The organism is Allobosea sp. FBZP-16, assembly GCF_002831785.1.
Lineage (GTDB): Bacteria > Pseudomonadota > Alphaproteobacteria > Rhizobiales > Beijerinckiaceae > Allobosea > Allobosea lupini.
Genome location: NZ_LNCQ01000040.1, coordinates 6,659 through 31,627, shown reverse-complemented (window position 1 = coordinate 31,627; position 24,969 = coordinate 6,659). Strand labels below are relative to the sequence as shown.

The following is a 24,969-nucleotide window of genomic DNA, read 5'->3' as shown; positions in this document are numbered from 1 at the left end:
TCATGGTCGACAAGGTCACCTTGCAGGTCCTGGCCAATCATTGCCGGGCCGCCGCCGAGAACATGGCCTACACGCTCTACCGCACGGCCCATTCCACCTTCGTCAAGGAGACGGAGGACTTCACGGTGATGGTGATGGACCGCACCGGGCGCGTCGTCGCCGTGCCGATGGACCTCGGCGCGACCTGGTATCCGGGCATGAACTACAACCGCGCCATCGAGATGGTACCGGAGTATCGCCCGGGCGACATCGCCTTCACCAACGACCCCTATAGCGGCTATCTCGCCACCCACGCGCCTGACACGCATCTGTGGAAGCCGATCTTCCACGAAGGCGAGATCGTCTGCTTCGTCGGGGGCCATGTCCACAACACCGACATGGGCGGGGCGGTGCCGGCGAGCCTGTCGCGCTCGCTCACCGAGATCCATCAGGAGGGCATTCGCTTCCCGCCGATGACGCTGATGCGCGATGGCGCCTTCGACGAGACCGTGCTGCGCATCATGATGATGAATGTGCGCAAGCCGGCGCTCAACATGGGCGACCTCAAGGCCCTGGCCGGCGCGCTCAACACCGGCGAGCGCAAGATCCAGGCGATGGTCGCCAAGTTCGGCGCGAAGGGCTTCATGGACGGCCTCGACGGGCTGATGGACTATGCCGAGCATCAGGCCCGCGAGATCCTGCGCTCGATCCCCGACGGCGAGTACGCCTTCTCAGACTATGCCGACGAGGACAGCGTCGACGGCAATCCCTGCCGGCTGGCGCTGACGCTGACGATCAAGGGCGACGAGGCGATCCTCGACTTCACCGGATCGGACCCGCAGCTCGGCTCCTCGCTCAACGTCCCGACCGGCTCCGACCCGCGCCATACGCTGCTGCTCGTCGGCGTCTACTACGTGCTCTACACGCTGAACCCGCAGCTGCTGCTCAATTCCGGCCTGACCCGGCCATTCACCTGCATCGCGCCGGAAGGGACGGTGCTGAACCCGTCCTTTCCGGCGGCGGTCGGCATGCGCAGCCTGACCTGCGCTAGGCTGCGCAGCCTGATCTTCGGGGCGTTCAGCCTCGCCGCGCCGGAGCGCCTGCCGGCAGCGCCGGCCGGCTCCAGCTCGATCGTCAACGTGATGACGACGGACGAGACCACGCATCGCAGCGTCATCGCGGCGATCAATCCGGTGGTCGGTGGCGGTGGCGGCATGCCGCATCGCGACGGGCCGAACGGCTCTGGCGCCGACGCCGCCTATCTCAAGAACACGCCGATCGAGATCACCGAGACCGAGGTGCCGATCCGCTTCATGCGCTACGGGCTGCAGCCGGATTCAGGCGGCGCCGGGCGCTGGCGCGGCGGCCTCGCCACGGTGATGGAGTTCAAGGTCTTCTCGCCGAACTCGCGCATCACCGTGCGCAACCGCGACCGCTCGCATTTCCGGCCGTGGGGCACGCTCGGCGGGCTCTCCGCCGAAACCTCGAACTTCATCATCAATCCCGGCCGCCCAAACGAGCGCATCCTCGGCAATACCGACATCGCCATCGCCGAGCCAGGCGACGTGATCCACATCCATTCGCCAGGCGGCGGCGGGCGCGGCTCGCCCTTGGAGCGCGAGCCGGAGCGGGTCTTGCTCGATGTCGAGCGCGGCTATGTCAGCCTGGACGCGGCGCGGGCGCTCTATGGCGTGGTGATCGAGGGGGACGCCGTCGATCACGAGGCGACGGCGGCGCTGCGAGCCGAGCTGAAGACGCGCGCCCACAGCACGCATTTCCATTTCGGCCCCGAGCGGGATGCGTTCGAGCAGGTCTGGACGGCAGAGAACTATGCCGCGCTGACGCGGCTGCTGGCCGCTTTACCGGTCCACTGGCGCTTCTTCACCAAGACCAAGCTCTTCGCTGTGATGCGCAACGCTGCCGGCAAGCTCGATCTTGCGGCGGCCTTCGCCATCGTCCGGCGGGACTATCCGCAGATCCCGGAGGTTGGGCAGGACGCGCCCGCGATCGCGCAGGCGGCCGAATAGCCGCCGGCCTCAGCCGACGGTGACGGTCGCGCCGGTCGCGATCTCGCCGGGCGTCACCACGTCGCAATAGATGCCGAAATTGCGCTCGTGGCGCTTGACCACCGTCCGCAGGATTTCGACGTCCTGGGGCAGGCCCTCCTGCGCGATCGTGATGAAGCCGCAGCGCCCGCAAGGCTCGCGTCCGCGCAGCACGGTGTCCCCGATCCTGATCTCGCGCCCGATCCAGCCATGCTCGGGTATGGCGTCGGGACCGTCAGGCCAATCAACGAGGATGTTCGGCCGGAAGCGGCGGGCATCGATGATGCTGCCCGGCAGCTCGCGTTCGAGGCTGCGGATCGCAGCGCTGGTGACGAGATGGATCGGCGCGTGCTCGTAGCGCGGCCTGAACCCGCCTGAACCGAAAGCGTCGAAAGGCTTCAACACCGGCATGAAGCCGAAGGCCTGCGACAGGCCTTCCAGCAGCTCCGCATCCCGCGGCCCCGCCCAGCGCTCGCCATCGAGCGACAGGGCGACGCCCTCCTGCACGGCTTTGGCATGAGCGCGCGGCACGCCGATGAAGTGCTTCTCGCGCCCCGGCGAGGCGATGCGGCCGGTGGCTGCGTCGAGCAGTCCCCAAATCCGGTCACCCACGACACCCGCGGCGTGTATGTGGAGCTGGTCCAGCCGCTCGCCGGCCATCGAGCTGACGGGATAGCGCCAGAGTTCGGCAACCTTTCCCGTCACTGACCATCCATCCGCGGATCGAGCGCGTCGCGTAGGCCGTCGCCGATGAAGTTGAAGCTGGTGACGGCGAGCGTGATCGCGGCGCCGGGAATGATGGCGAGCCAGGGCGCGCTGGTGAGATAGCTCTGGGCGCTTTCGAGCATGTTGCCCCAGCTCGGCGTCGGCGGCTGGATGCCGAAGCCGAGGAAGGAGATGTAGCTCTCCGCCAGGATCGCATGGGCGACGTTGAGCGTCGCCGCGACGACGATCGGCGCGATCGCGTTCGGCAGGAGCTCGCGGATCATGATGCGCCGGTTGCTCGCGCCGAAGGAGACGGCGGCCTGCGCGAATTCGCGCGTCTTCAGCGAGCGGATCTGCGCCTCGACCACGCGGGCGACCTCCATCCACGAGGTCATCGCGATCAGGAGGATGATCGACGGCACCGAAGGCGAGATCAGCGCCGAGATCGCCAGCAGCAGGAAGATCGAGGGGAAGCACAGCATCGCATCGACGAAGCGCATCAGCGCGGCGCCGAGCGCGCCCTCGTAGAAGCCCGCGACCATGCCGACGACGATGCCGATCGCCATCGCGATCGCCATGGCCGAGAAGCCGACCGCCAGCGAGATCCGCCCGACCATCAGGAGGCGCGCGAGGATGTCGCGCCCGAGCGGGTCGGTGCCGAGCACATGCGGGCCGGAGAAGGGCGCTGCGAAGCGGTTGCGGATGTCGATGAAGGTGTCGGTATAGGGCAGCAGCCAGGGGCCGACGATGCAGGCGAGCGTCAGGAAGATGATCGTCGCCGCGCCGAAAACCGCGAGCTTGTGACGCCTGAAGCGCTTGAAGCCGGGGCGGTGCCACAGTCCAGGCGGAGGCAGGGCGAGCGGTTCCGCCATCGCGTTGAGGTTGCTCATCGCCCGCTCCTCGAAATGCGCGGATCGGCGATGCCGTAGAGCAGGTCGGCGAGCAGGGATCCCAGCAGCACCAGCACGGCGGTGAACATCAGGATGCCCATGACGACCGGGTAGTCGCGATAGCTGATCGAATCGAGGAAGAGCCGGCCCATGCCCGGCCAGGTGAAGACCGTCTCGGTCACCAAAGCGCCCGAGAGCAGCGTCGGCACATGCAGGCCGGTGATGGTGATCATCGGCAGCAGCGCATTGCGCAGGGCATGGCGCATCAGGATCTGGCGCTCCGGCACGCCCTTGGCGCGGGCGGTGCGGATATAATCCTGGTTGACCACCTCAAGCATGGAAGAGCGCATGTAGCGGCTCCAGACCGCGGTCGAGACCAGCGCCAGCACGATGCAGGGCCCGATCAGGTGATGCACCTGGTTGAGGAAGGAGCCGTCGCCCATGGTGTAGCGGTTGCCCGCCGGCAGCCAGCCGAGCCCGACGGAGAAGACGTAGATCACGACGAGGCCGAACCAGAAGGTCGGGATCGAGAGCGCGATCATCGCGCCGATGGTGGCGAGCGAGTCGAACAGCGAATAGCGCCGGATCGCGCCGAGGATGCCGACCCAGGCGCCGATCACCATGGCGAGCAGCGTCGAGGTCAGCATCAGCTCCAGCGTCGCCCCCAGATGCGAGGCGATGATGTGCAGCACCGGCTGCTGGTCGCGATAGGATACGCCCCAATCGCCCGAGAGCATGCGCCAGAGCCATTCGACATATTGCACCGGCAGCGGCCGGTTGAGGCCGAGCTGCTCGGCGATGCGGTCGAGATCGGCCTGGGTCATGTCGCCGCCGGCGGCGAACTGCGACATCGGCCCGCCCGGCGCCAGATGCAGGATGGCGAAGCCGATCACCGAGACGATCAGCAGCAGGAGCAGCGACTGCCCGAGCCGGCGCAGGAGGAAGGCGATCATGGCGCCCTCCTCCCGGCCGGCGCCGGCATCATGCCGGCGCGTTTGACATCGCTCATCACGTCACGCACCACGTCACTTGGCCCAGTACCACTGGCCCATGTTCCAGGTGTTCTGCCTGGCGTTGATGTTGGGCTGGTAGCCGATCAGCCCCTCCTTGTAGCCCTCGACCGGCGCGTACTGGTAGATCGGCAGGATCGGCAGCTCCTCGCGCACCAGCACCTGCAGCTTCTGGTAGATCTCCTTGCGCTTGGCCGTGTCGAAGGTTTCCTGGCCGGCCTTCATCAGCGCGTCGGCCTCGGCGTTCTGCCACTGCATCTGGTTGGCGCCATTGCCACTCTTGGCCGGGATCGCGTCCGAGCCGAAGCGATGCGCCGGATCGGGATCGATCACCGTGCGGAAGGCGGTGCCGACCAGCAGCGACTGGAACTTGGAGCGGGTATAGAATTCGCCCCAGATCACAGCGGCGGGCATATTGTTGATCGCCATCTTGATGCCGATCTGCTGCCAGTCCTGCTGCATCAGCTGCTGGCACTGCTCGCGCAGGGCCGCGCCCGTCGTGGTCGAGACCGCGAACTCCAGCGGCACGCCGTTCTTCATGCGCACGCCGGAGCCGGAACGCTTCCAGCCGGCATCGTCGAGGATCTTGCCGGCGAGTGCGGGATCATAGACCTGCTTGGGCAGGTTCGGGTCGTAAGCCCAGGATTCCTGCGGCATGAAGGATTCGGTCGGGATGTGCAGGCCGTAGAAGACGATGTCGATGATCGCCTGCTTGTTGATCGAGGCATAGAGCGCCTTGCGCACCGCCTTGTCGGACAGAGCGGGATGCTCAAGGTTCGGCATCAGCACCTCGAGCGAGGCGCTCGGAATCTTCACCACCTTGCGTCCGGGCAGCTTGACCGCCTCGGCGTAGAAATTGGCGGGGATGCCGGTGCCGATGATCAGGTCGACCTGGCCGGTGCGGAACTGGGCATAGAGCGCGGTCTGGTCCGGCACGTATTTCAGGACCGCCTTCTCGAGATACGGCCCCTTGCCGTGATATTTCTCGTTGGCGACCAGCTGGATGTTGTCGCCCGGCGTGCGCGTGCCCCATTTGAACGGGCCGGTGCCGACCGGCGCGCCGTTGAACGGCGCCGTGTTCGGATCGGCCGCCTTCTCCAGCAGGTGCTTGGGCACGATAAAGGTATTGGAGAGCAGCGCGAGATAGGGCGCATAGGCCTTCTCCATGCGCCAGGAGATCTCGAGCGGGCCGGTGACCTTGATGTCCTTGACCAGCGAATGGCCGACGCGGGTGCGCGCCTTGAAGCCCGGCGCATTGATCAGCTCGAGCGTATACTTGACGTCCTCGGCAGTGAACGGCGCCCCGTCATGCCAGGTGATGCCCTCACGCAGCTTGACCTTCCAGGCGAGACCGCCTTCCGAAATGCCGCCATTGGCCTCGCTCGGTACTTCGACGGCGAGGTCTGGGACCAGCGAACCGTCGGGCTGGGCCAGCCACATCGTATTGAAGACCTGCATCCAGACGGTCTCGTCGACCTCGATGCCGGGCATCAGCGGGTTGAAGGCGGTCGGCTCCTGCGATAGGCCGACCACGACCTGGCCGCTCGGCTTGGCCGGTGGCGGCGGAGGCGCCTTGCCCTGGGCGCGGGCGCCGAGGCCGGATGCGGCGAGGATGCCGCCGGCGCCGAGCGCCAGGACCTCGCGACGATGCAGGGCAGGCAGAGCAAGGCCGGACGCCTTCGTGGACGGCTTGTTCATCGTTGATCCCCTCGTTGTCGGCGGCCTTGCATGGCCGTTACGCGGTGCCGCCTTTCGGCTGACGGTCGGCCGCATGAGCCGCCCGTTGTCGGCCCGCCTCATGATAGGCAGCAGGCGACCCGCGATGGTCCCCGTCGTTTGCCCGGACAACCAAAACAATCTGCCGAATCGCACCCGTCCTTTGGCATAGGGTTCCAGACGGTTCGGGCTTGAATATCGGCCTCCCGATCCCGGTCCGCGCCGCCGGCACGACCGCCCTCCGCCAAGGACCATGCCGCATGTCGCCACCGGTCAACCGCGTCCACAGCGACGAAGCCCTGCCCGCCGCAGCCGACATCGTGGTCATCGGCGGCGGCATCGCCGGCGTAACCGCGGCCTATCACCTGGCGAAGAAAGGCCATTCGGTCGCGCTGGTCGAGAAAGGCTATGTCGCCGGCGAGCAGTCGAGCCGCAACTGGGGCTGGTGCCGCCAGCAGAACCGCGATCTGCGCGAACTGCCATTGGCAATGCGTGCCGTCGAGATGTGGAACGGGCTCTCCGAGGAGGTCGGTGCCGATGTCGGCTTCCGCCGCAGCGGGCTGACCTATCTGACGACGCGCCAGTCCGATCTCGATGCCTGGGAGGGCTGGGGCGAGAAGGCCCGGCAATACCAGATGCAGACACGCATGCTGAGCGCCGAGGAAGCCAGGGCGATGGCGCCGCATGCCAAGGGTGAGTGGATCGGCGGCGTGCATTCACCCACAGACGGTCGCGCCGAGCCTGCCATGGCCGTTCCCGCCATCGCCGGGGCCGCACGCAGGCTTGGCGTCACCATCCATCAGGATTGCGCGGCGCGCGGCCTCGAAACCGCGGCAGGCCGCGTCTCCGGCGTCGTCACCGAGAAGGGCACGATCAAGACCTCGACGGTGCTACTCTCCGGCGGCGTCTGGACGGCGATGTTCGCCCGCCATCACGGCATCCGCATGCCGCTCGCCGGCATCAAGTCGACCTCGTTCTTCACAGGACCTGCGCCGGAAATCACCACGGGAGGCATCTCGACGCCCGATCTCACCATTCGCCGCCGGGTCGATGGCGGCTTCACCGTCGGCATCAGCGGGCGCGGCCTGCTCGAGCTCTCACCGCACGGCATGCTCAACGCCCAGCCGTTCTGGCGCACCTTCAAGAAGCGCCACAAGCTGCTGACGATCCGGGCCGGCAAGTCCTTCTTCTTCGGGCCGGAAGCGCTGATGCGCTGGAGCAACGATACGATCTCGCCCTTCGAGAAGATGCGGACCTATGACCCGCCGCCGCAGGAGGAGCTGATCACCTTCGCCAAGAAGCGGCTGGGCGAGGTCTTTCCGCAGCTCGCGACGGTCGAGATCAAGCACAAATATGGCGGGCTGATCGACTTCACGCCCGATTGGGTGCCGGTGATCTCCGCGGTCGACAAGCTGCCGGGCCTGCATGTTTCGGCCGGCTTCAGCGGCCATGGCTTCGGCATCGGCCCGGCGGCGGGGCGGCTCGCGGCTGATATCGTCGCCGGCGATGCCCCGATCGTCGACCCCACCCCCTACCGCTACAGCCGCCTCGTCGATGGCACCGACCTCGGCGAGCCCGGACTGATGTGACGCAAGCCCCTGCCCCAACCACATAGTCCCGAATCAGCGAGACATCCCGCGCCGTGCCGCTTCGTGGCATGGCCGCCTCCGGAGCCATTCATGCCACTGACCATCGAACGCATCGCCAGCAGCGAGGCGCTGCCCGCCGCCGCGGATGTCGTCGTCATCGGCGGCGGCATCGTCGGCGCGGCGGCGGCCTATCATCTGGCACGGCGCGGCCGCTCGGTGGCTCTGGTCGAGAAGGGCGTGGTCGGCGGCGAGCAGTCGAGCCGCAACTGGGGCTGGTGCCGCAAGCAGAACCGCGACGCCCGCGAATTGCCGCTCGCCATCCGCGCCATGGAGCTCTGGGAGACGCTCAGCGAAGAGCTCGGCCGCGACAGCGGTTTTCGCCGCTGCGGCCTGGTCTATGCCACCAACGACCCTGCGCAGCTGGCGCAATGGGAGCGCTGGCGCGAGACGGCGAAGGCTTTCGGCGTCGAGACCACGATGCTCACCGGAGCAGAGACCGCGGCGATGACTGCCGCCAGTGGTCGGAGCTGGCTCGGCGGCCTGCATTCGATCACCGACGGCAAGGCCGAGCCGTCGCTCGCAGCGCCGCTCATGGCTGACGGCGCCCGCCGTGCTGGCGCCAGCGTGCATCAGGGTTGCGCCGCGCGTGGGCTCGACGTCACCAATGGCGCGGTCACCGGCGTCGTCACCGAGAAGGGCACGATCCGCACGAACGCGGTCATCCTCGCCGGCGGCGCCTGGGCCTCGGCCTTCTGCCGCCATCAGGGCATCGCCTTCCCGCAGGCGAGCATTCGCGCGACCAGCCTGCGGACAGAGGTTGCGCCTGAGTTTCTCGATGCGTTCTATACCCCCGAGATCGCGCTGACGCGCCGCCTCGACGGCAGCTACACGATCGCGATCAGCGGCAAGGGCACGCTCGAGATCACGCCACAGGGCCTGCGCTATGCCCGGGACTTCCTGCCGATGTTCATCAAGCGGCTGAAGGCGGTCGAGCTCGGCATCAGCTCCTCCTTCTTCAAGGGGCCGGAGGCCTTAGGCAGCTGGAAGCTCGACGAGGTCACGCCCTTCGAGACGATCCGCGTGCTCGATCCGGCGCCGAGCCGACGTGCGATGGCGACCCTGCTGGAGCGTGCCCACGCCATGTTTCCGGCCCTGAAGAGCGTCGCCGTACGCGAAAGCTGGGGCGCCTATATCGATTCCACGCCGGACGCCGTGCCGGTGATCTCGCCGGTCGCCGGCCTCTCGGGCTTCGTGCTGGCCGCCGGCTTCAGCGGCCACGGCTTCGGCCTCGGTCCTGCGGCCGGTCATCTCGCGGCCGACCTCGCAACCGGCGACACGCCGATCGTCGATCCGCGTCCGTTCAGGCATTCGCGCCTCGTCGACGGCTCGCGCGGTGCGATCGGCGAGTTCTGAGGCTCAGGAGAGTCGCTCGGCGACACCAGCGATCATCGCCATCGCTCCGGCGAGTTCGGCCTCGGTGATGTACTCTTCCGGCTTGTGGGCGCGGTCGACATCGCCTGGCCCGCAGACGATCGCGGCGATGCCGGCGCGCTGGAACAGCCCGGCCTCGGTGCCATAGCTGACCGCTGCCTGGCGCTCCTGGCCCGATACCGCCTCGGTGAAGGCGACCAGCGGATCGTTCTCGTCGAGGGCGAGCGGCGGGTAGTCGCTCATAGTCTCGAAGCTGAACGCGACCTTGTGCCCGGTCACAGCAGCCTCGCGCGCGATCCGCTCGGCGACACCGGGCAGGAAGCCGAGCAGCGCGGCGGGCTCCTGCCCGGCGATGGCGCGGGCCTCGACCTCGAACACGCATTGCGCCGGAACGATGTTGATGCCGGTGCCGCCCCTGATCACGCCGACCTGGATCGTCGAATAGGGCGGCGCGAAAGCCTCGGCGAAAGGCCCCTGCGCGGCATGGCGCAGCGCCTCGTCATGGATCGCGGTGATGAGACCAGCGGCGTAGTGGATCGCGTTGTCGCCGAGATCGGTGCGCGAGGAATGCCCGGCCTTGCCATCGACCGTGACGCGCTTTGCGATCTTGCCCTTATGAGCCAGCACCGGCCGCAAGCCGCTCGGCTCGCCGACGATGCAGCCGAGCACCGGCGGGCACAGCTCCGGCAGTCGCGCGATCAGATGGCGCACGCCGACGCAACCGACCTCCTCGTCATAGGACAGCGCGATGTGCACCGGCCGCGCCAGCCTCTTGGCGACGAGGGCGGGAACGCTCGCCAGCACGCAGGCTGCGAAGCCCTTCATGTCGACAGCGCCGCGCCCGATCAGCCGCTCGCCGTCGCGCCGCAGCTTGAAGGGGTCGCCGACCCAGCCCTCCGGCGCCGCCGGTACCACGTCGAGATGGGCCGAGAGGATGATACCGCCTTCGACATTGGGCCCGATCGTCGCGAACAGGTTGGCGCGGTCCCCCTCCGGTCCCGGCACGATCACGCTGTCGACGCCATGGCCGGCGAGATAGGCGCGGACATGCTCGATGATCGCCCCGTTCGGGGTGCGGCAGACGGAGGGAAAGCCGACGAGATCGGCGAGAACGGTTTCGACGGTCATGGGATTCGCTGGAGGGTTGATTCAGCCGACCTTCGGAGAGGCGATCGGGCCTGTCCATCCTGCCCCGACAGCCGCAGCAATCCATGCCGAAGCAACCCGATTCATCGGCAGAATATTCGGTCATGGCGTTCGAATTCCGCCTCCCTCCCCGCGGTCGCGCTCTAGCCTCTTCCTAACGGCAGAGAGCCGTCGCAACGAGCAAGGGCGAGACGATGAGCAGTTTCCGGCCGAAATTCATCACCTTCGACTGCTATGGCACGCTGATCTATTTCGAGATGGCTCCGGCCGCCCGTCGCGCCTATGCCGACCGCCTGTCGCCCGAGCAGCTGGACGCGTTCTGCGACGCCTTCTCGAACTATCGTCTGGATGAGGTGCTCGGCGCCTGGAAGCCCTATCAGGACGTCGTCCGCAATGCGGTGGCGCGGACCTGCAAGCTCCTCGGCATCCCCTACGATCCGGCCGACGCCCAGCGCATCATCGACGAGATCCCGAGCTGGGGCCCGCATCCCGATGTGCCGGCCGGCCTCGCCAAGGTCGCCAAGGAGATCCCGCTCGTCATCCTCTCCAACTCGATGACCGACCTGATACCGCATTCGGTCGCCAAGCTGGGGGCGCCCTTCCACGCCGCCTATACCGCGCAGGAAGCGCAGGCCTACAAGCCTCGTATGCCCGCCTTCGAATACATGTTCGACATGCTCGGCTGCGGCCCGGAGGACGTGATGCATTGCTCGTCGAGCTTCCGCTACGACCAGATGACCGCCTATGACATGAAGATCGCCCGCCGCGTCTTCGTCAATCGCGGCCACGAGCCGTCGAATCCCTACTACAGCACGCATGAGATCAAGGACATCGGCGGCCTGCCGGCTCTGGTCGGGCTCTGACATGTCCGGTGATTTCGACCCGGCCGCGATCCATGTCACGGCCGGGCACTTCATCGCCGGCGCGGCGATCGGCGGCGGCGAGACGCTTCCCGTCGCTCGTCCGTCCGATCTCGTCGACTATGCCGAGATCCCGATCGCCGATGCCGGTATGGTCGACCGGGCCGTCGGCAGCGCGCATGCAGCGGTCGCGGCCAGCGGCTGGGCGGTAAGGCCGCCGCGCGAGCGGGCCCGCATTCTGAGACGCTGGGCCGAGCTCATCGAAGAGAACGCCGAGGAACTCGCTCGGATCGAAGCCGTCGGGTCGACGCGGCCGATCTCGCAGGCCGTCACTGGCGACGTCGCAGCCACGGCCGACGGCATCCGCTTCTTCGCCGAATGGGCCGACAAGCTCGGGGGCGAGGTCGCGGCGACGCGCAGCGACAATCTCGGCCTGATCGTCTGCGAGCCCTACGGCGTCGTCGGTGCGATCGCGCCCTGGAACGTGCCCCTCAGCACCGCCTCATGGAAGCTCGGTCCGGCGCTCGCGGCGGGCAATGCCATCGTGCTGAAACCGTCGGAACTGACGCCGTTTTCCGCCGTGAGGCTGGCGCAGCTCGCGATCGAGGCAGGCATGCCGGCCGGCATCTTCAACATCGTCCAGGGCACTGGCGTCACGGGCGATGCGCTGACGCGCCATCCGGGCATCGGCAAGATCTCGTTCACCGGATCGACCCGGACCGGCGCGGCGATCATGAAGGCCGCAGCCGAGAGCGGCATCAAGCCGGTGACGCTCGAGCTCGGCGGCAAGAGCCCGCAGCTCGTCTTCGCCGATGCCGATCTGGAGAAGGCGGCGACCTGCATCGCCGGCTCGATCCTGGCGAATTCCGGCCAGGGCTGTGTCGCCGGCTCGCGGGTGATCGTGCAACGCCCGATCGCCGACGCCCTGATCGAGCTGTTGAAAATGAAGCTTCCGCAGATCAAGCCGGGCCACACCTGGAAAGCCGCGACCGATTTCGGCCCGATCATCTCGGACGCCCAGGCTCGCCGGATCGATCGCATCGTCACCGTCAGCCGTGAGCAAGGCGGCGAAGTCCTGCTCGGCGGCGGTCTGATGACAGGCTATGGCGGCGCCTACTACCAGCCGACGATCATCGCGAACGTGACCGCCGACAACGCGGCGGTGCGCGAGGAGATCTTCGGCCCTGTCCTGACCCTTCAGCTCTTCGACACGGAGGAAGAAGGCTTCGCCCTCGCCGACCATCCCGAATACGGGCTCGCCGCCGGCGTCTACACACGCGATCTCGGCCGCGGCCTGCGCGCGGTGCGCCAGCTGCAGGCCGGCACCGTCTGGGTCAACCGCTACAGCCGCACGCTCGACTTCATCCTGCCGACCGGCGGCTACAAGAGCTCGGGCATCGGCAAGGACCTCGGCCGCCAGGCGGTCGAGCAGAATCTGCGGCACAAGACGGTGCTGATCGACATCGCGAGCTGAGGCGCCCTTCAGCCATAGCAGGCCTGCTTCAGACCGAGGCCGGGATGAAGCGCGTCGATCGCCTCGATCTCGGCCCTGAGCTCCGCCCCGATCCAGTCCCGGATCTCGCGGACGACCGGGCTCGGCGGGCGGTTGCGCGGCGTCAGCAGCACGCAGTTGCGCTCACCGCGCGTCAGCCGATCGCTCGCCGGCACTAGCGCGCCCGATCTCAGCGCATGGGATACGACGGTGATCCAGCCGAAGGCGACGCCCTGGCCGAGCAGCGCCGCCTGCACCACCACGGCATAGTCCGAGAAGCTCAGCGTCTTGACCGGCCCCGGCCGGCCGGTGGCGAAGGGCGGATAGCGCTCGGCCCAGTCGAGCGCTGAATCGGTCAGATTGATGATCGTGTTGCCCTCGCCCGCCGCCCCGTCTTCGGGCTTGGCCTGTCGGTAGCCGGGGCTGCAGATCGGCAGCATCGTCTCGCGCATCACCATCGCCTCGGCCGGCACCGCCTCGTCGCCATCGAGGAAGCGCATGCCGAGATCGACATTGTCGACCTGGCCGCGCAGCGAGCCGGCGATCATCTGGAAACGCAGATCGACCGAGGGAAACCGGCGCTGGAAGTGATCCATGCGGGGCATCAGCCAATGCGTGGTGAAGGCGGAGGAGACCGAGATCGTCACCGTCTCCTTGCCGCCGCGCAGCTGCTCGACCTCGCGCAGGCCCGCTTCGATGCTGCGGAAGCCATCGGCGACGCGGCGATAGAGCACTTCGCCCTCCGCCGTCAGGATCGCCCCCTTCCCACCTCTCTCGAACAGGCGCAGGCCGAGATAGCTCTCGAAACGCGACAACATGCGGCTGACCGCCGGCTGGGTGACGTTCAGCTCCTCGGCTGCGCGGGTGAAGCTGCCGCTGCGCGCCGCCGCCTCGAAGACGAAGAGCGCATTGCTCGACGAGACCATGCGGCGCAGCTCTGACATTACACCAGGTTATGCTTCGCCTGATTATTTGGCAATTGCGACAGGGGACCGAAATCCCGTTTCATGAACCGATCGAATACGGCTTGCAGTGACGGCCCGGCAGAGGTCCGCACCGCCGAGCAGCACCAGCGCCGGAACGGATCGCCATAAGACCAGCTTATGGCCCGTCCCAAAAACGGTCTTTGCCTGCGCAGTGCCGCGATGTCGCTGTATCCGGACGGGAGAGTGCCATGGCCAACATAGGCGGCGAGCGCGTCGAGATCAGATCAGCGAGCAAGCATTACGGCGCGGTGCGCGCGCTCGACGACGTCTCGCTCGACATTGCCCCGCAGGAATTCGTCTCGCTGCTCGGCCCGTCCGGCTCGGGCAAGACCACCCTGCTCGGCATCCTCGGCGGCTTCATTCAGCCGTCCGGCGGCTCGGTCCATCTCGGCGGCCGCGACGTCACCTATACCCCGCCGCACAAGCGCGACATCGGCATCGTCTTCCAGAACTACGCGCTGTTTCCGCATATGAGTGTCGGCGAGAACGTCGCCTTCCCCTTGCGAGCGCGGCGTCTGCCGAAATCGACCTATGCCGAGAAGGTCCGCGGTGCGCTCGCCATGGTCGACCTCGCCGGCTACGAGGAGCGCGGCATCGCCCAGCTCTCCGGCGGCCAGCGCCAGCGCGTCGCGCTCGCCCGCGCCATGATCTTCGAGCCGCGCCTGATCCTGATGGACGAGCCGCTCTCGGCGCTCGACAAGCAGCTGCGCGAAAACATGCAGATCGAATTGCGCCAGCTGCACAGGCGGCTGGGCGCGACGATCATCTACGTCACCCACGACCAGCGCGAGGCGCTGACGATGAGCGACCGCGTCGCCATCCTGAAGGACGGCAAGCTGGTCCAGATCGACAGGCCCGAGCGCCTGCACGACCACCCGGCCAACGCCTTCGTCGCCAGCTTCATCGGCGAGGCGACGCTGCTGCCGGTCGAGCGCGCCGGCGCGGACAGCGTCTCGCTCGCCGGCACGATGCTGAAGAGCGCCCGCCCGATCGCTGCGAATGGCGAGCTCGTGCTGGCGATCCAGACCGAGAAGCTGCTGGTCGAGGACGGTTCCGGCAGTCCCGAGCGCAACCGGCTCGAAGGCCGCGTCACCGATGTCGTCTTCCAGGGCGAGAGCCTGCGCGTCTTCCTCGCGCTCGACGACGGCACGGCCTTAAGCCTGCGCCAGCCCAGCCATTACGAGGCCGCGCGTCGGATCCCGCCGGTCGGCGAACGCCTCGCCGTCAGCCTCCACCCGCAGGACACGATCATCGTGCCGAAAACCGGCGCCTGAGCCCTTCCTCCAGCAGAGACGCAAGACCATGGCCCTCAGCGATTTCAAGGTTCTCACATTCGATGTCGTCGGCACGCTGATCGACTTCGAGACCGGCGTCCTCGGCGCGGTGCGCCGCATCGGCGGGCCGGCAGCGGCCAAGCTCAGCGACGACGAGATCTTCGCGCCCTACCTCAAGGGCCGCGAGCTGCACTATGAGCGCTCCAGCGAGGTGATGAAGCTGGTCTACATCCACCTCGCCAAGGAGCTGGGCCTGCCCGCCGACGAGGGCTCGGCTGATGCCTTCCAATACGCGATCCTGCAGCATCCGGCCTTCCCGGACTCGGTCGAGGCGCTGGCGAGGCTGCGCAAGCATTTCCGCCTGGTCGCGATGACCAATGCCGACCGGCCGAGTTTCGCGTTCTATTCGCAGACGCTTGGCAACCCGTTCCATGACAGCGTCACCGCCGACGAGGCGGTCGATCCCAAGCCCGATCCCCGGTACTTCGCCTATAATCGCGGTCGGCAATCGGCCTTCGGCTACAAGCAGGAGGAGATCCTCCACGTCGCGCAGAGCCAGTACCACGACATCCGCGTCGCCAAATCGCTCGGCTATGCCACCTGCTGGATCGAGCGGCGACAGGGCCAGAAGGGCTTCGGCGGCACACCGGCGGTGCCCGAGATCACCAAACCCGATTATCACTTCCCGACGCTGAAGGCGCTTGCCGACGCGGTCGAGGCCGAACGGGCCTGACCCCGTGACGGCCGCGCCGACATCCTGGCAGGCCCTCGACGCCGCGCCATCGCTCTGGCGGGCGACGGCGTCGCCTCTGCAGGCGTTGCCGCCGCTCGCCGGCGACACGCTGGCGGATGTCGTGATCATCGGTGCCGGCTATACCGGGCTCTCGGCCGCCCATCATCTTGCCGCCAGCGGCCTTGCGCCTGTCGTGCTCGAGGCGAACGAGCCCGGCTGGGGTGCAAGCGGGCGCAATGGCGGCGTCATCACCGCCAAGTTCCGCCTGTCCTTCCCAGCCATCGCCGCCTCCCACGGCCGGGGCATGGCCAAGCGCATGTACGACATCGCCCATGAGGCGACCGATATCGTCGCCGAACTGGTCGACGCCCATGGCATCACGGACGCCGGCTTGACCCGCGCCGGCCAGGTCAAGGCAGCCCACAACCAGGAGACGCTGGCCTACGCGGTGAAGGAAGCTGATTGGCTCCGCGCCGAACTCGGCGACACCACGATGACCGTGCTCGATGCCGGGCAGGTGCGCGAAGAGACCGGCTCTGCCGGCTTCGTCGGCGGCGTGCTCAATGCCGGCTCGGGCGGCATCCATCCGCTCAACTATCTGCGCGGGCTTGCCCGCGGCGTGACCGCGCAGGGCATCCCCGTCCATAGCCGGACGCCGGCGCTCGGCCTCAGGCGCGAAGCGGACGGCGTGCTGGTCGAGACGCCCCGCGGCACGGTGCGGGCGAAGCAGGCGATCATCGCGACCAACGGCTACTCCGACCTGACGCCCGCGACCCGGGACTACCAGCGCACGCTGATCCCGTTTCGCAGCGCGATCATCGCGACCGAAAAACTCTCGCCGAACCTCGCCGCCAGCGTGATGCCGACGGGCCGGACCTATAGCGAGACCAAGCGGATGATGCGCTGGTTCCGCATGGTCGACGGCCGGATCGTCTTCGGCGGCCGTGGCGCCTTCGGCAAGACCGATTCCGCCTCGGCCTTCGCCGCCCTGCACAAGGCGATGGTCGGCATCTTCCCTCAGGTCGCCGATGTGCCGCTGGCCTATTCCTGGTCCGGCCTCGTCGCGATGACGCTCGATTCCGTGCCGCATGTCGGCCGCGTCGATGACCGGGTCATGGTCGCCATGGGCTACAACGGCGCCGGTGTCGCCATGTCCAGCCTGATGGGGCGCTATCTCGCCGCCTTTGCGCGCGGCGAACGCCCCGATGTTGGGCTGCTGGACGTCGGCCGCATGCGGCCCGTGCCCTTCTACGCGCTTCGAGAACCGGCGGTCCGTGCGGTCGCCGGCTGGTACCAGTTTCTGGACGCGATCGGACGGTAGGCCTCGAAGCTCCGATCCAAAACAACAGGGGAACAGGACATGGCCAAGAGCTTGAACTTCCGGACGACCTGCGCCGTCGCAGGCTTCTCCCTCGCGCTGCTCGGCTCCGCCAGCGCGGCCGAGCAGATCATGTTCGTCTCGCAGGGCGGCGCCTACCAGAAGGCGCAGACCATCGCGATCCTCGATCCCGCCGCCAAGAAGCTCGGCATCACCATCAACCAGGACAGCGTGCCCGACGCCTGGCCGATCATGCGCTCGCAGGTCGCTACCGGTAAGCCGACCTGGGACGTCGTCGACGTCGCCACCAATTTCTGCCTGCGCGGCGGCGAGCAGGGCATCGTCGAGAAGCTCGACTTCAGCAAGATCCCGAACGCCGCGGCGATGCCGGCCGAGTATCGCAGCGACTGGTCGGTGGCCTACGAGTTCTATTCGAGCGTGCTCGGCTACAACCAGAAGAAATTCCCGGACGCGGCCTCGGCGCCCAAGACATGGGCCGACTTCTGGGACGTGAAGAAGTTCCCGGGCCGCCGCTCGCTGCGCAACCACCCGCTCGCCACGCTGGAAGCGGCGCTGATGGCAGACGGCGTCGCTCCCGACAAGCTCTACCCGCTCGACGTCGAGCGCGCCTTCAAGAAGCTCGAAGAGATCAAGCCGAACATCACGGTATGGTGGACCTCCGGCGCCCAGTCGGCGCAACTTCTCAATGACGGCGAGGTCGACATGGTGATGGCCTGGAACGGCCGCATCAGCGCGCTGACCAAGGAGGGCGCCAAGGTCGCCTACACCTACAACCAGGGCATCCTGCAGAGCACCTCGCTCTGCGTGCTCAAGGGCGCGCCGAACCTGCCGACCGCGATCAAGTTCCTGAACGAGGCGGTCGATCCCGTGCATCAGGCCAACCTGCCGCTGCATATCGACTACGGCCCGGCCAACCCGAAGGCCTACGACACCAAGGTCATCTCGGAGGCACGGGTCAAGGAGCTGCCGAGCGCGCCGGAGAACGCCAAGGTCCAGGCGCTGATGTCCTATGCCTGGTGGACCTCGCCGGCCGGCGAAGCCGCCGAGAAGCGCTGGCTGCAGTTCATGCAGAAGTAAGCAGCCTCACCGTCATGCTTGGGCTTGTCCCGAGCATCTCTTGCAGGAGATTCTCGGGCCTGCGCTGCGCTTCGCCCGAGAATGACGTCTAGAAGGGACCGCAACATGACCACCAGCGCGATCGATCCATCCCTCCGTCATCAGCGCCGCGAGCAGGCGCTGATGACCCTGCTCGCGGCTCCGGCCGTGCTGGTGATCGTTGCGCTGGTGGTGATCCCGGTCGGCTGGCTGGCGGCCCAATCGATCTACGACAACGGCTTCACGCTGGAGCACTATCGCCGCATCTTCACGGAAGAAGTCTATTGGCGCAGCTTCGCGCTGACCTTCCGCATCGCCCTGATGGTGACGCTCCTCACCTTGCTGCTCGGCTACCCGGTCGCCTATGCGGCAGCCCATGCGAGGCGGCCCTGGAACGTCTTGATCCTGGCCTGCGTGATGCTGCCGTTCTGGACCAGCGTCCTGGTGCGCGCCTATGCCTGGCTCGTGCTGCTGCAGCGCACCGGCGTCGCCAACCAGTTGCTCGAACGTTTCGGCTTGATCACCGAGCCGCTGGCGATGGTCCACAACGAACTCGGCACGGTGATCGCGACCGTGCATATCCTGCTGCCCTTCATGGTGCTGCCGCTCTACTCGACCATGCAGAAGATCCCGCGCGAGCTGATGCTCGCCGGCGCCAGCCTCGGCGGCGGCCCGCTCTACAGCTTCCTGCGCATCTTCCTGCCGCTGTCGCTGCCGGGCGTCGTCGCCGGGCTCACCCTCGTCTTCGTGCTGACGCTCGGCTTCTACATCACGCCCGAGCTGCTCGGCGGCGGGCGCACCGTGATGATCTCGATGGTGGTGAGCCGCAATGTCGAGCTCTACGCGCAATGGGGCGCTGCAAGCGCCGTCGGCGTCGTGCTCCTCGCCTGCGTGCTCGCGATCTTCGCTGCGGTCAGCCGCATCATCCCACTCGACAAGATGCTGGGGCAGAAATGAAAACCTCGCTGCTGCCGCGCCTCGCCTTCGGCCTCATCATCGGGCTTGTCCTGATCTACCTGATGCTGCCGGTGCTGATCATCGTGCCGATGTCGTTCTCGAGCACGCGCTTCCTGACCTTCCCGCCGCCGGCGCTCTCGCTGCGCTGGTACGCCGAGTATTTCGGCAATCCGAACTGGATGCAGGGCACGCGGATGAGCCTGATGCTCGGCGTGCTGACCGTGCTGATCGCGACGCCGCTGGGCACCGCCGCGGCCTATGCGATCAGCAATGCCCAGAACCGGCTGATGCGCTCGTTGCACATGGTGCTGATGCTGCCGCTGATCGTGCCGATCATCATCGTCGCGATCGGCATCTTCTTCGTCTACGCCAAGCTCGGCCTGATCCAGACGCTGACCGGGCTGGTGCTCGCCAATGTCATGCTCGGCCTGCCTTATGTCATCACCTCGGTCGTCGCCGGCCTGCAGAGCTTCGACAAGACGCAGGAGATGGTGGCGCGCAGCCTCGGCATGAACCGCCTGCGGGCGTTCCTGACCGTGACCCTGCCGCAGATCAAGGCCAGCGTCTTCGCCGGCGCCGTCTTCGCCTTCATCTCGGCGATCGACGAGACGATCATCGCGCTGTTCGTCTCCGGCGGTCAGTACCAGACCCTGACCAAGCGCATGTTCACCGCCCTGCGCGACGAGATCGACCCGACCATCGCCTCGATCTCGACCCTGCTGACGGCGGCCTCCTTCCTGCTCGTCCTGCTGGCCATGAGCGGGCAGAAGAAGGAGGCGTAGGGACGCACCCGTCATGCTCGGGCTTGACCCGAGCATTGCAGCCCGGAAGAGGCGCCGACCAACGCCTTCCCGTCATGAGATTCTCGGGTCTTGCTCCGCTCCGCCCGAGAATGACGGCCCTGGTCAGGCTCAGTGGCGCCAATCCTGGTAGCGGTAATACATCCCGACAAAAGGCAGGAACCAGGGCGGGCCGAAATGGCCGGGCACCGCCGGCCAACCCAGCCCGGCGAAGGGGTTCGCCTTGACGTCCCCGCCCATCACCTTCGCCATCGCCTGCCCCATATGCACCGACATCTGGGTGCCGTGGCCGCTATAGCCGAGCGCGTGGAAGACGCCGTCGCGCTCGCCGGCGCGCGGCAGCCGGTCGGCGGTCATATCGACGAGACCGCCCCAGCAATAGTCGATGCGCGTATCCGCGAGCTCCGGAAAGAGCTCCAGCATGCGCGCCCGCAGGATCGCACCGCTCTTGGCGTCCGAAGCCGGGCTCGACAGCGCAAAGCGCGCCCGCCCGCCGAAGATCAGCCGGTTGTCCGGGGTGAGCCGGAAATAGTTGCCGATGTTCTTGGTCGTCGTCGCCGTCCGCCGTGTCGGCATGATCGCCGCGGCGCGCTCCGGCGAGAGCGGCTCGGTCGCGATGATGAAGCTGCCGACCGGCACGATCCGCCGCCGGAGCCAGGCAAAGGGCCCCCGGCGCGAGGTGCCGGTCGCGAGCAGCACCTGCCCCGCCTCCAGCGTGCCGCGGCTGGTGACGACGCGATGGGCCTGGCCGTTCAGCCGCTCGAGCCCGGTCACTGCCGCGTTCTCATGGATTGCCGCGCCATTTCGCGCCGCCGCCTCGGCGAGGCCGACGCCGAAGCGGCCCATATGCATATGGGCGCTGCGTGGATAGACGAGGCCACCGAAGAAGCCGTCGGTGCCGATCTCTCGCCGAATCTCGGACGGCGACACCACGGCCAGGTCCGGCTCGACCGTACGCCGCAGCAGGGCCGCACTCTTCTCCAGCTTGGCGAAGTGCTCCGGTTTGGCCGCGAGCTTGATCTTGCCGGTGCGGATGAAATCGCAATCGATCGCTTCGCGCGCCACCAGCGCCTCGACGGTGTCGACGGCGTTGTCGAAGGCGCGATAGAGCGCGACCGCCCTCTCCTCGCCGAGGCTTGCGGCAAGGCTGCCGAGATCATGCGCGAGGCCATTATTGCAATGCCCGCCATTGCGTCCGGAGGCCTCGCCGATCACGCGCCCGGCCTCCAGCACCGCGACACTCGCGCCGGACTTCGCCAAGGCGAGCGCAGCCGACAGGCCGGTGAAGCCGCCGCCGACGATTGCGACATCGACCTTGCCGGCGATCGGGGCCGTGGAGCCGCCGGTGAATCCCGGCGCCGTCGCGAGCCAATAAGGTTCGAGCTTCATGGAAGACAGGGCCTCAATGCTTCGGACAGGACGACAGGGATGGTATTCCGCCGGACAGATCGGCTCCGACCGTCGAGAATACCGCCTTGCTGCACAGGTTCTTGGACAATTTTGCAGTTCTCCGTAGCCCGGCGCCTGCCTATAGTCGCCCCGCATTGCGACGAACGAGGCCTGCAACGGTGGCTCACGGAACGGCTCGGCGCCGGCTCGACTACGAGCTCGCCATCAGGCCGATGACAGAAGCGGATATCTCCCAGGCGCACCAGCTCTCCGTCGGTGTCAGCTGGCCGCATCGGCCGGAGGACTGGCGCTTCGTGCTGGAGGTCGGGCACGGCTTCGTCGCCTGCGACGCGATCGACCGGGCGCTCGCATCGGCGATGTGGTGGCCCTATGGGCCGCATTTCGCCACGATCGGCATGGTCATCACCTCGCCGCGCCTGCAGATGCAGGGCGCCGGCCGGCGGCTGATGGATACGATCTTCGAACAGGCCGGCGAGCGCGATCTCAGACTCAATGCGACGCGGGCCGGCTACCGGCTCTACCGCTCGCTTGATTTCCAGCCGATCGGCCGCATCTTCCAGCATCAGGGCCGCGCGCAGGCACCGGCCGGCGCTGCGCCCGACGAAGTCACCGTCCGGCCTGCGACAGCAGCCGATGGCAACGCGATCGCCCGGCTCGACGCCGATGCCTATGGGGCCGATCGCTCGCGCGTCATCGCCGCGCTGATGAAGCTGGCGACCGGGACGGTGATCGAGCGCGACGGCACCGTCGTCGGCTTTGCGCTCTGCCGACGCTTCGGCCGTGGCCATGTCGTCGGCCCGATCGTCGCCGAGAGCGACGAGGCGGCGATCGCGCTGCTGCGGCCGCATGTCATCGCCCATGATGGGCAGTTCCTGCGGGTCGACACAGCCCAGGAACAGGGCAGGTTCGGCGGCTTCCTCGAAGAATGCGGCATGACCGTCTACGACACCGTGACCACGATGGTCAGAGGTCACAATCACGGGCCGCGCGGCGCGGCGCGGACCTTCGGGCTCGTCACCCAGGCGCTCGGCTGACGCCGGTCAGATGTCGAACAGCACCGGCAGCGGATAGCCGGGCTTCTGGATCGGCGACTTGATCACGATGTAGCTGAAATATTTGGAGATGCCGATATTGCGGTCGAGCAGAGTCTCGATCAGCGATTGGTAGTGCGTGAGACCGCGCGTGACGAACTTGACGAGGTAATCGTAGCCGCCGCTGACGAGATGGCATTCGACGACCTCATCGACGCGCCGAAGCGCCATCTCGAAGCGGATGAAGTATTCCTTGGTGTGGTCGGTCAGGGTGATCTCGGTGAAGACGGTGATCGTCTCGCCGAGCTTCTGCAGGTTGATGGTCGCGCCGTAGCCGGAGATGAAGCCGGCCTGCTCCAGCCGCTTGACCCGCAGCAGGCAGGGGCTCGGCGACAGGCCCACCGCATCGGCCAGATTGACGTTCGTGATCCTGCCGTTGTTCTGCAGCTCGATCAGGATCTTCATGTCGATGCGGTCGAGCCGCACGCCCGGTGTCACGACGAAGGCCTCTCGTCCCTTGATGCCTCTAGCGGACCCGGGCCTGCAGAGCGGACCCGAACCGGCATCAGACTAATCGTTTGATACGGTCCGGGCCAAGCAGGGATCATGCCGCCTTTGCGGTTTTCAACGCCGCCGCGACCTCGGGCAGCGCCATGACATCGTCGAGCGTCTTGCGCAGCCGCGTGACGATCAGGTCGATCTCTGCCTCGCTGCAGCAGAGCGGCGGCGCCAGGCCGATGATGTCGTCGGCGAAGGCGCGGAAGATGACGCCATTGGCATAGCCGCGCGCGAAGAGATGGTCGGGCAGCTTCGCCTCGCGCGGCAGCTTCTCTTTCGTCGCCTTGTCGGCGACCAGCTCGATACCGGCGAGCAAGCCGCGCGCCCTGACCTCGCCGACCAGCGGATGGTCGGCGAGCGTCGCCAGGCGCTCCTCGAAATAGGCGCCGACGCGCTGGCCGTTGGCGAGGATGCCGCCCTCCTCATAGAGCCGCAGCACTTCGAGCGCGACCGCGGCGCTGACCGGATGACCGGAATAGGTGTAGCCATGGCCGACCGGCCCGCCGGCCGGGGCATTGTCGGCGATGGCGCGATAAACTTTCTCGCCGATGGCAAGTGCGCCGAGCGGCGCATAGCCCGAGGTCAGGCCCTTGGCCATGGTCATCATATCCGGCACGACGCCTTCGGCCTCGCAGGCGAACATCGGGCCGGTGCGGCCGAAGCCGGTGATGACCTCGTCGGCGACGAAGAGGATGTCGAGCTCGGCGGCCGTCTCGCGCATTGCCCTGAGCCAGCCCTTCGGCGGCACGATGACACCGCCCGAACCGATCACCGGCTCGCAGAAGAAGGCCGCGACGTTCTCGGCACCGAGTTCCGCGACCTTGGCGCGTAGCGAGTCGACGCTGGCCGCGATCACCGCCGCGTCGCCCGAGCCGGTCGGGTTGCGATAGGCGTAGGGCGGGGCGACGTAGTGATGCACATGCGCCGGAAAGTCGAAATTGGCATGGAAGGCCGGCAGCGCCGTGACACCGGCGCCGGTCGAGCTCGAGCCATGATAGCCGCGCTCGAGCGAGAGAATCGCCTTCTTGGTCGGGCGGCCGGTGACGTTGTAGTAGAACTGGATCAGCCGCAGCGCGCTGTCGACCGCATCCGAGCCGCCCAGCGAGAAATAGATGTGATCGAGATCGCCGGGGGTCAGCTCGGCGAGCTTGGCGGCGAGGCGGATCGTCGGCTCGCTGCCGAAGCTGAAATAGCCGGTGGCATAGGGCAGTTCGCGCATCTGGCGAGCCGCCGCCTCGACGATGCTCTCGTGACCATAGCCGACATTGACGCACCACAGTCCGGCGAAGCCGTCGATTAGCTCATGGCCGTCGGCATCGGTGATGAAGGCGCCCTTGGCCGACTTCATCACGGTGACGCCGCGCTTCTCATGGCCGGCCCAATTGGCGACCGGATGGACCCAATGGCGGCGGTCGAGAGCTTCGAGGGAGTTGACGGTCATGGCGGAACCTCAGGCAGGGCGTGAAGACGAAACGGGAGAAAAGGCGGTGCGCGCCGGATAGCCGATCCGGCCAGCCCGCATCGGCGGCGATTGCACCAGCTCGCGCAGATAGCGGCCGGGCGTCATGCCGTAGACGCTCTTGAAATGGCGCGAGAGATGACTCTGGTCGAAGAAGCCGGCCTCCAGCGCCGCCTGCGCGGCCGGGACGCCGTCAACGAGAAGACCCCGCGCATAGCGCACGCGCTCGCGGCAGACGAAGCGATGGGGTGTCAGCCCGACCTGGCGCCGGAAGACCGTGACGAATCGGCAGACGCTGAGGCCGGCCAGCGCCGCGAGGTCGTCGAGATAGAGCGCCTCGGTGAAATGCCGCTCGATATGGCTCAGCGCCCGCCGGATGCCGGGGCTCGCCGGCTCGCCCACGCGGGCGACAGAGCTTGAAACAGACTGGAGCATGGACCGCTTCGTCCTCCGCTGACGGCGAT

Annotated in this window: 22 protein-coding genes; 12 read left to right on the top strand and 10 right to left on the bottom strand. The window is 67.3% G+C overall.

Annotated elements, in window-relative coordinates; all coding sequences use genetic code 11:
* Positions 1-2 precede the first annotated feature (2 nt).
* Positions 3-2,006: a hydantoinase B/oxoprolinase family protein gene (locus tag CXY91_RS20250; protein ID WP_100963001.1), complete on the top strand. Its 2,004-nt coding sequence runs from the start codon at positions 3-5 to the stop codon at positions 2,004-2,006.
* 9 nt (positions 2,007-2,015) lie between these two features.
* Here CXY91_RS20250 and CXY91_RS20245 read toward each other — a convergent pair whose 3' ends face one another.
* The 4 genes from CXY91_RS20245 to CXY91_RS20230 form a co-directional block, all read right to left on the bottom strand.
* Positions 2,016-2,729, bottom strand: coding sequence for an MOSC domain-containing protein (locus tag CXY91_RS20245; RefSeq protein WP_100963000.1), 714 nt, complete (start codon positions 2,727-2,729; stop codon positions 2,016-2,018).
* Entirely contained in the window at positions 2,726-3,601 is an 876-nt protein-coding gene (locus CXY91_RS20240) for an ABC transporter permease (RefSeq protein ID WP_100963117.1), read from the bottom strand. Before CXY91_RS20240 ends, CXY91_RS20245 begins: the two co-directional genes overlap by 4 nt.
* Before the next feature lie 14 nt (positions 3,602-3,615).
* Positions 3,616-4,572, bottom strand: coding sequence for an ABC transporter permease (locus CXY91_RS20235; RefSeq protein ID WP_100962999.1), 957 nt, complete (start codon positions 4,570-4,572; stop codon positions 3,616-3,618).
* A 72-nt stretch (positions 4,573-4,644) separates the two neighbouring features.
* Positions 4,645-6,327, bottom strand: coding sequence for a peptide ABC transporter substrate-binding protein (locus CXY91_RS20230; protein WP_091830331.1), 1,683 nt, complete (start codon positions 6,325-6,327; stop codon positions 4,645-4,647).
* A 278-nt stretch (positions 6,328-6,605) separates the two neighbouring features.
* On the opposite strand from CXY91_RS20230, the gene CXY91_RS20225 reads away from it, so the two are divergent.
* Entirely contained in the window at positions 6,606-7,934 is a 1,329-nt protein-coding gene (locus CXY91_RS20225) for an NAD(P)/FAD-dependent oxidoreductase (RefSeq protein ID WP_100962998.1), read from the top strand.
* A gap of 90 nt (positions 7,935-8,024) precedes the next feature.
* Positions 8,025-9,347, top strand: a complete 1,323-nt coding sequence (locus tag CXY91_RS20220) for an NAD(P)/FAD-dependent oxidoreductase (RefSeq protein WP_100962997.1) — start codon at positions 8,025-8,027, stop codon at positions 9,345-9,347.
* A 3-nt stretch (positions 9,348-9,350) separates the two neighbouring features.
* Here CXY91_RS20220 and argE read toward each other — a convergent pair whose 3' ends face one another.
* Positions 9,351-10,493, bottom strand: coding sequence for an acetylornithine deacetylase (argE, locus tag CXY91_RS20215; RefSeq protein ID WP_100962996.1), 1,143 nt, complete (start codon positions 10,491-10,493; stop codon positions 9,351-9,353).
* A 212-nt stretch (positions 10,494-10,705) separates the two neighbouring features.
* On the opposite strand from argE, the gene CXY91_RS20210 reads away from it, so the two are divergent.
* Both CXY91_RS20210 and CXY91_RS20205 read left to right on the top strand, forming a co-directional pair.
* Positions 10,706-11,374: a haloacid dehalogenase type II gene (locus CXY91_RS20210; RefSeq protein ID WP_091830339.1), complete on the top strand. Its 669-nt coding sequence runs from the start codon at positions 10,706-10,708 to the stop codon at positions 11,372-11,374.
* 1 nt (position 11,375) lies between these two features.
* On the top strand, positions 11,376-12,845 hold the full coding sequence (locus CXY91_RS20205) for an aldehyde dehydrogenase family protein (protein ID WP_100962995.1): 1,470 nt from the start codon (positions 11,376-11,378) through the stop codon (positions 12,843-12,845).
* A gap of 8 nt (positions 12,846-12,853) precedes the next feature.
* Here the strand turns inward: CXY91_RS20205 and CXY91_RS20200 are convergent, their stop codons facing one another.
* Positions 12,854-13,807 carry a LysR family transcriptional regulator gene (locus CXY91_RS20200; RefSeq protein WP_091830343.1) on the bottom strand — a complete coding sequence of 318 codons (954 nt, stop codon included), beginning with the start codon at positions 13,805-13,807 and terminating at the stop codon, positions 12,854-12,856.
* Positions 13,808-14,037: 230 nt separating this feature from the next.
* Here CXY91_RS20200 and CXY91_RS20195 point away from each other — a divergent pair, with 230 nt between their 5' ends.
* The 6 genes from CXY91_RS20195 to CXY91_RS20170 all read left to right on the top strand — a co-directional run bounded on the left by CXY91_RS20195 (position 14,038) and on the right by CXY91_RS20170 (position 20,029).
* Complete coding sequence (locus CXY91_RS20195) at positions 14,038-15,123, top strand: ABC transporter ATP-binding protein (RefSeq protein ID WP_100962994.1); 1,086 nt, start codon at positions 14,038-14,040, stop codon at positions 15,121-15,123.
* A 28-nt stretch (positions 15,124-15,151) separates the two neighbouring features.
* Positions 15,152-15,856: an HAD-IA family hydrolase gene (locus CXY91_RS20190; RefSeq protein ID WP_100962993.1), complete on the top strand. Its 705-nt coding sequence runs from the start codon at positions 15,152-15,154 to the stop codon at positions 15,854-15,856.
* 4 nt (positions 15,857-15,860) lie between these two features.
* Positions 15,861-17,177 (top strand): NAD(P)/FAD-dependent oxidoreductase, encoded by a 1,317-nt coding sequence (locus CXY91_RS20185; RefSeq protein WP_100962992.1) that lies wholly within the window; start codon positions 15,861-15,863, stop codon positions 17,175-17,177.
* Positions 17,178-17,216: 39 nt separating this feature from the next.
* Positions 17,217-18,272 carry an ABC transporter substrate-binding protein gene (locus tag CXY91_RS20180; protein ID WP_100962991.1) on the top strand — a complete coding sequence of 352 codons (1,056 nt, stop codon included), beginning with the start codon at positions 17,217-17,219 and terminating at the stop codon, positions 18,270-18,272.
* Between the two features lie 105 nt (positions 18,273-18,377).
* A complete protein-coding gene (locus tag CXY91_RS20175; protein WP_100962990.1) occupies positions 18,378-19,247 on the top strand; it encodes an ABC transporter permease in 870 nt (289 codons plus the stop codon).
* Positions 19,244-20,029, top strand: a complete 786-nt coding sequence (locus tag CXY91_RS20170; protein WP_091830354.1) for an ABC transporter permease — start codon at positions 19,244-19,246, stop codon at positions 20,027-20,029. Before CXY91_RS20175 ends, CXY91_RS20170 begins: the two co-directional genes overlap by 4 nt.
* Before the next feature lie 129 nt (positions 20,030-20,158).
* Here CXY91_RS20170 and CXY91_RS20165 read toward each other — a convergent pair whose 3' ends face one another.
* Positions 20,159-21,436 (bottom strand): NAD(P)/FAD-dependent oxidoreductase, encoded by a 1,278-nt coding sequence (locus CXY91_RS20165; protein ID WP_100962989.1) that lies wholly within the window; start codon positions 21,434-21,436, stop codon positions 20,159-20,161.
* A 179-nt stretch (positions 21,437-21,615) separates the two neighbouring features.
* Between CXY91_RS20165 and CXY91_RS20160 the strand changes: the two genes are divergently transcribed.
* Positions 21,616-22,491: a GNAT family N-acetyltransferase gene (locus CXY91_RS20160; RefSeq protein ID WP_248307570.1), complete on the top strand. Its 876-nt coding sequence runs from the start codon at positions 21,616-21,618 to the stop codon at positions 22,489-22,491.
* 6 nt (positions 22,492-22,497) lie between these two features.
* On the opposite strand, the gene CXY91_RS20155 is transcribed toward CXY91_RS20160, so the two are convergent.
* The 3 genes from CXY91_RS20155 to CXY91_RS20145 form a co-directional block, all read right to left on the bottom strand.
* Positions 22,498-22,974, bottom strand: a complete 477-nt coding sequence (locus CXY91_RS20155) for an Lrp/AsnC family transcriptional regulator (RefSeq protein ID WP_199777522.1) — start codon at positions 22,972-22,974, stop codon at positions 22,498-22,500.
* 118 nt (positions 22,975-23,092) lie between these two features.
* Entirely contained in the window at positions 23,093-24,487 is a 1,395-nt protein-coding gene (locus CXY91_RS20150; protein ID WP_100962988.1) for an aminotransferase class III-fold pyridoxal phosphate-dependent enzyme, read from the bottom strand.
* Positions 24,488-24,496: 9 nt separating this feature from the next.
* Entirely contained in the window at positions 24,497-24,940 is a 444-nt protein-coding gene (locus CXY91_RS20145) for a helix-turn-helix domain-containing protein (protein WP_100962987.1), read from the bottom strand.
* Positions 24,941-24,969: the final 29 nt, after the last annotated feature.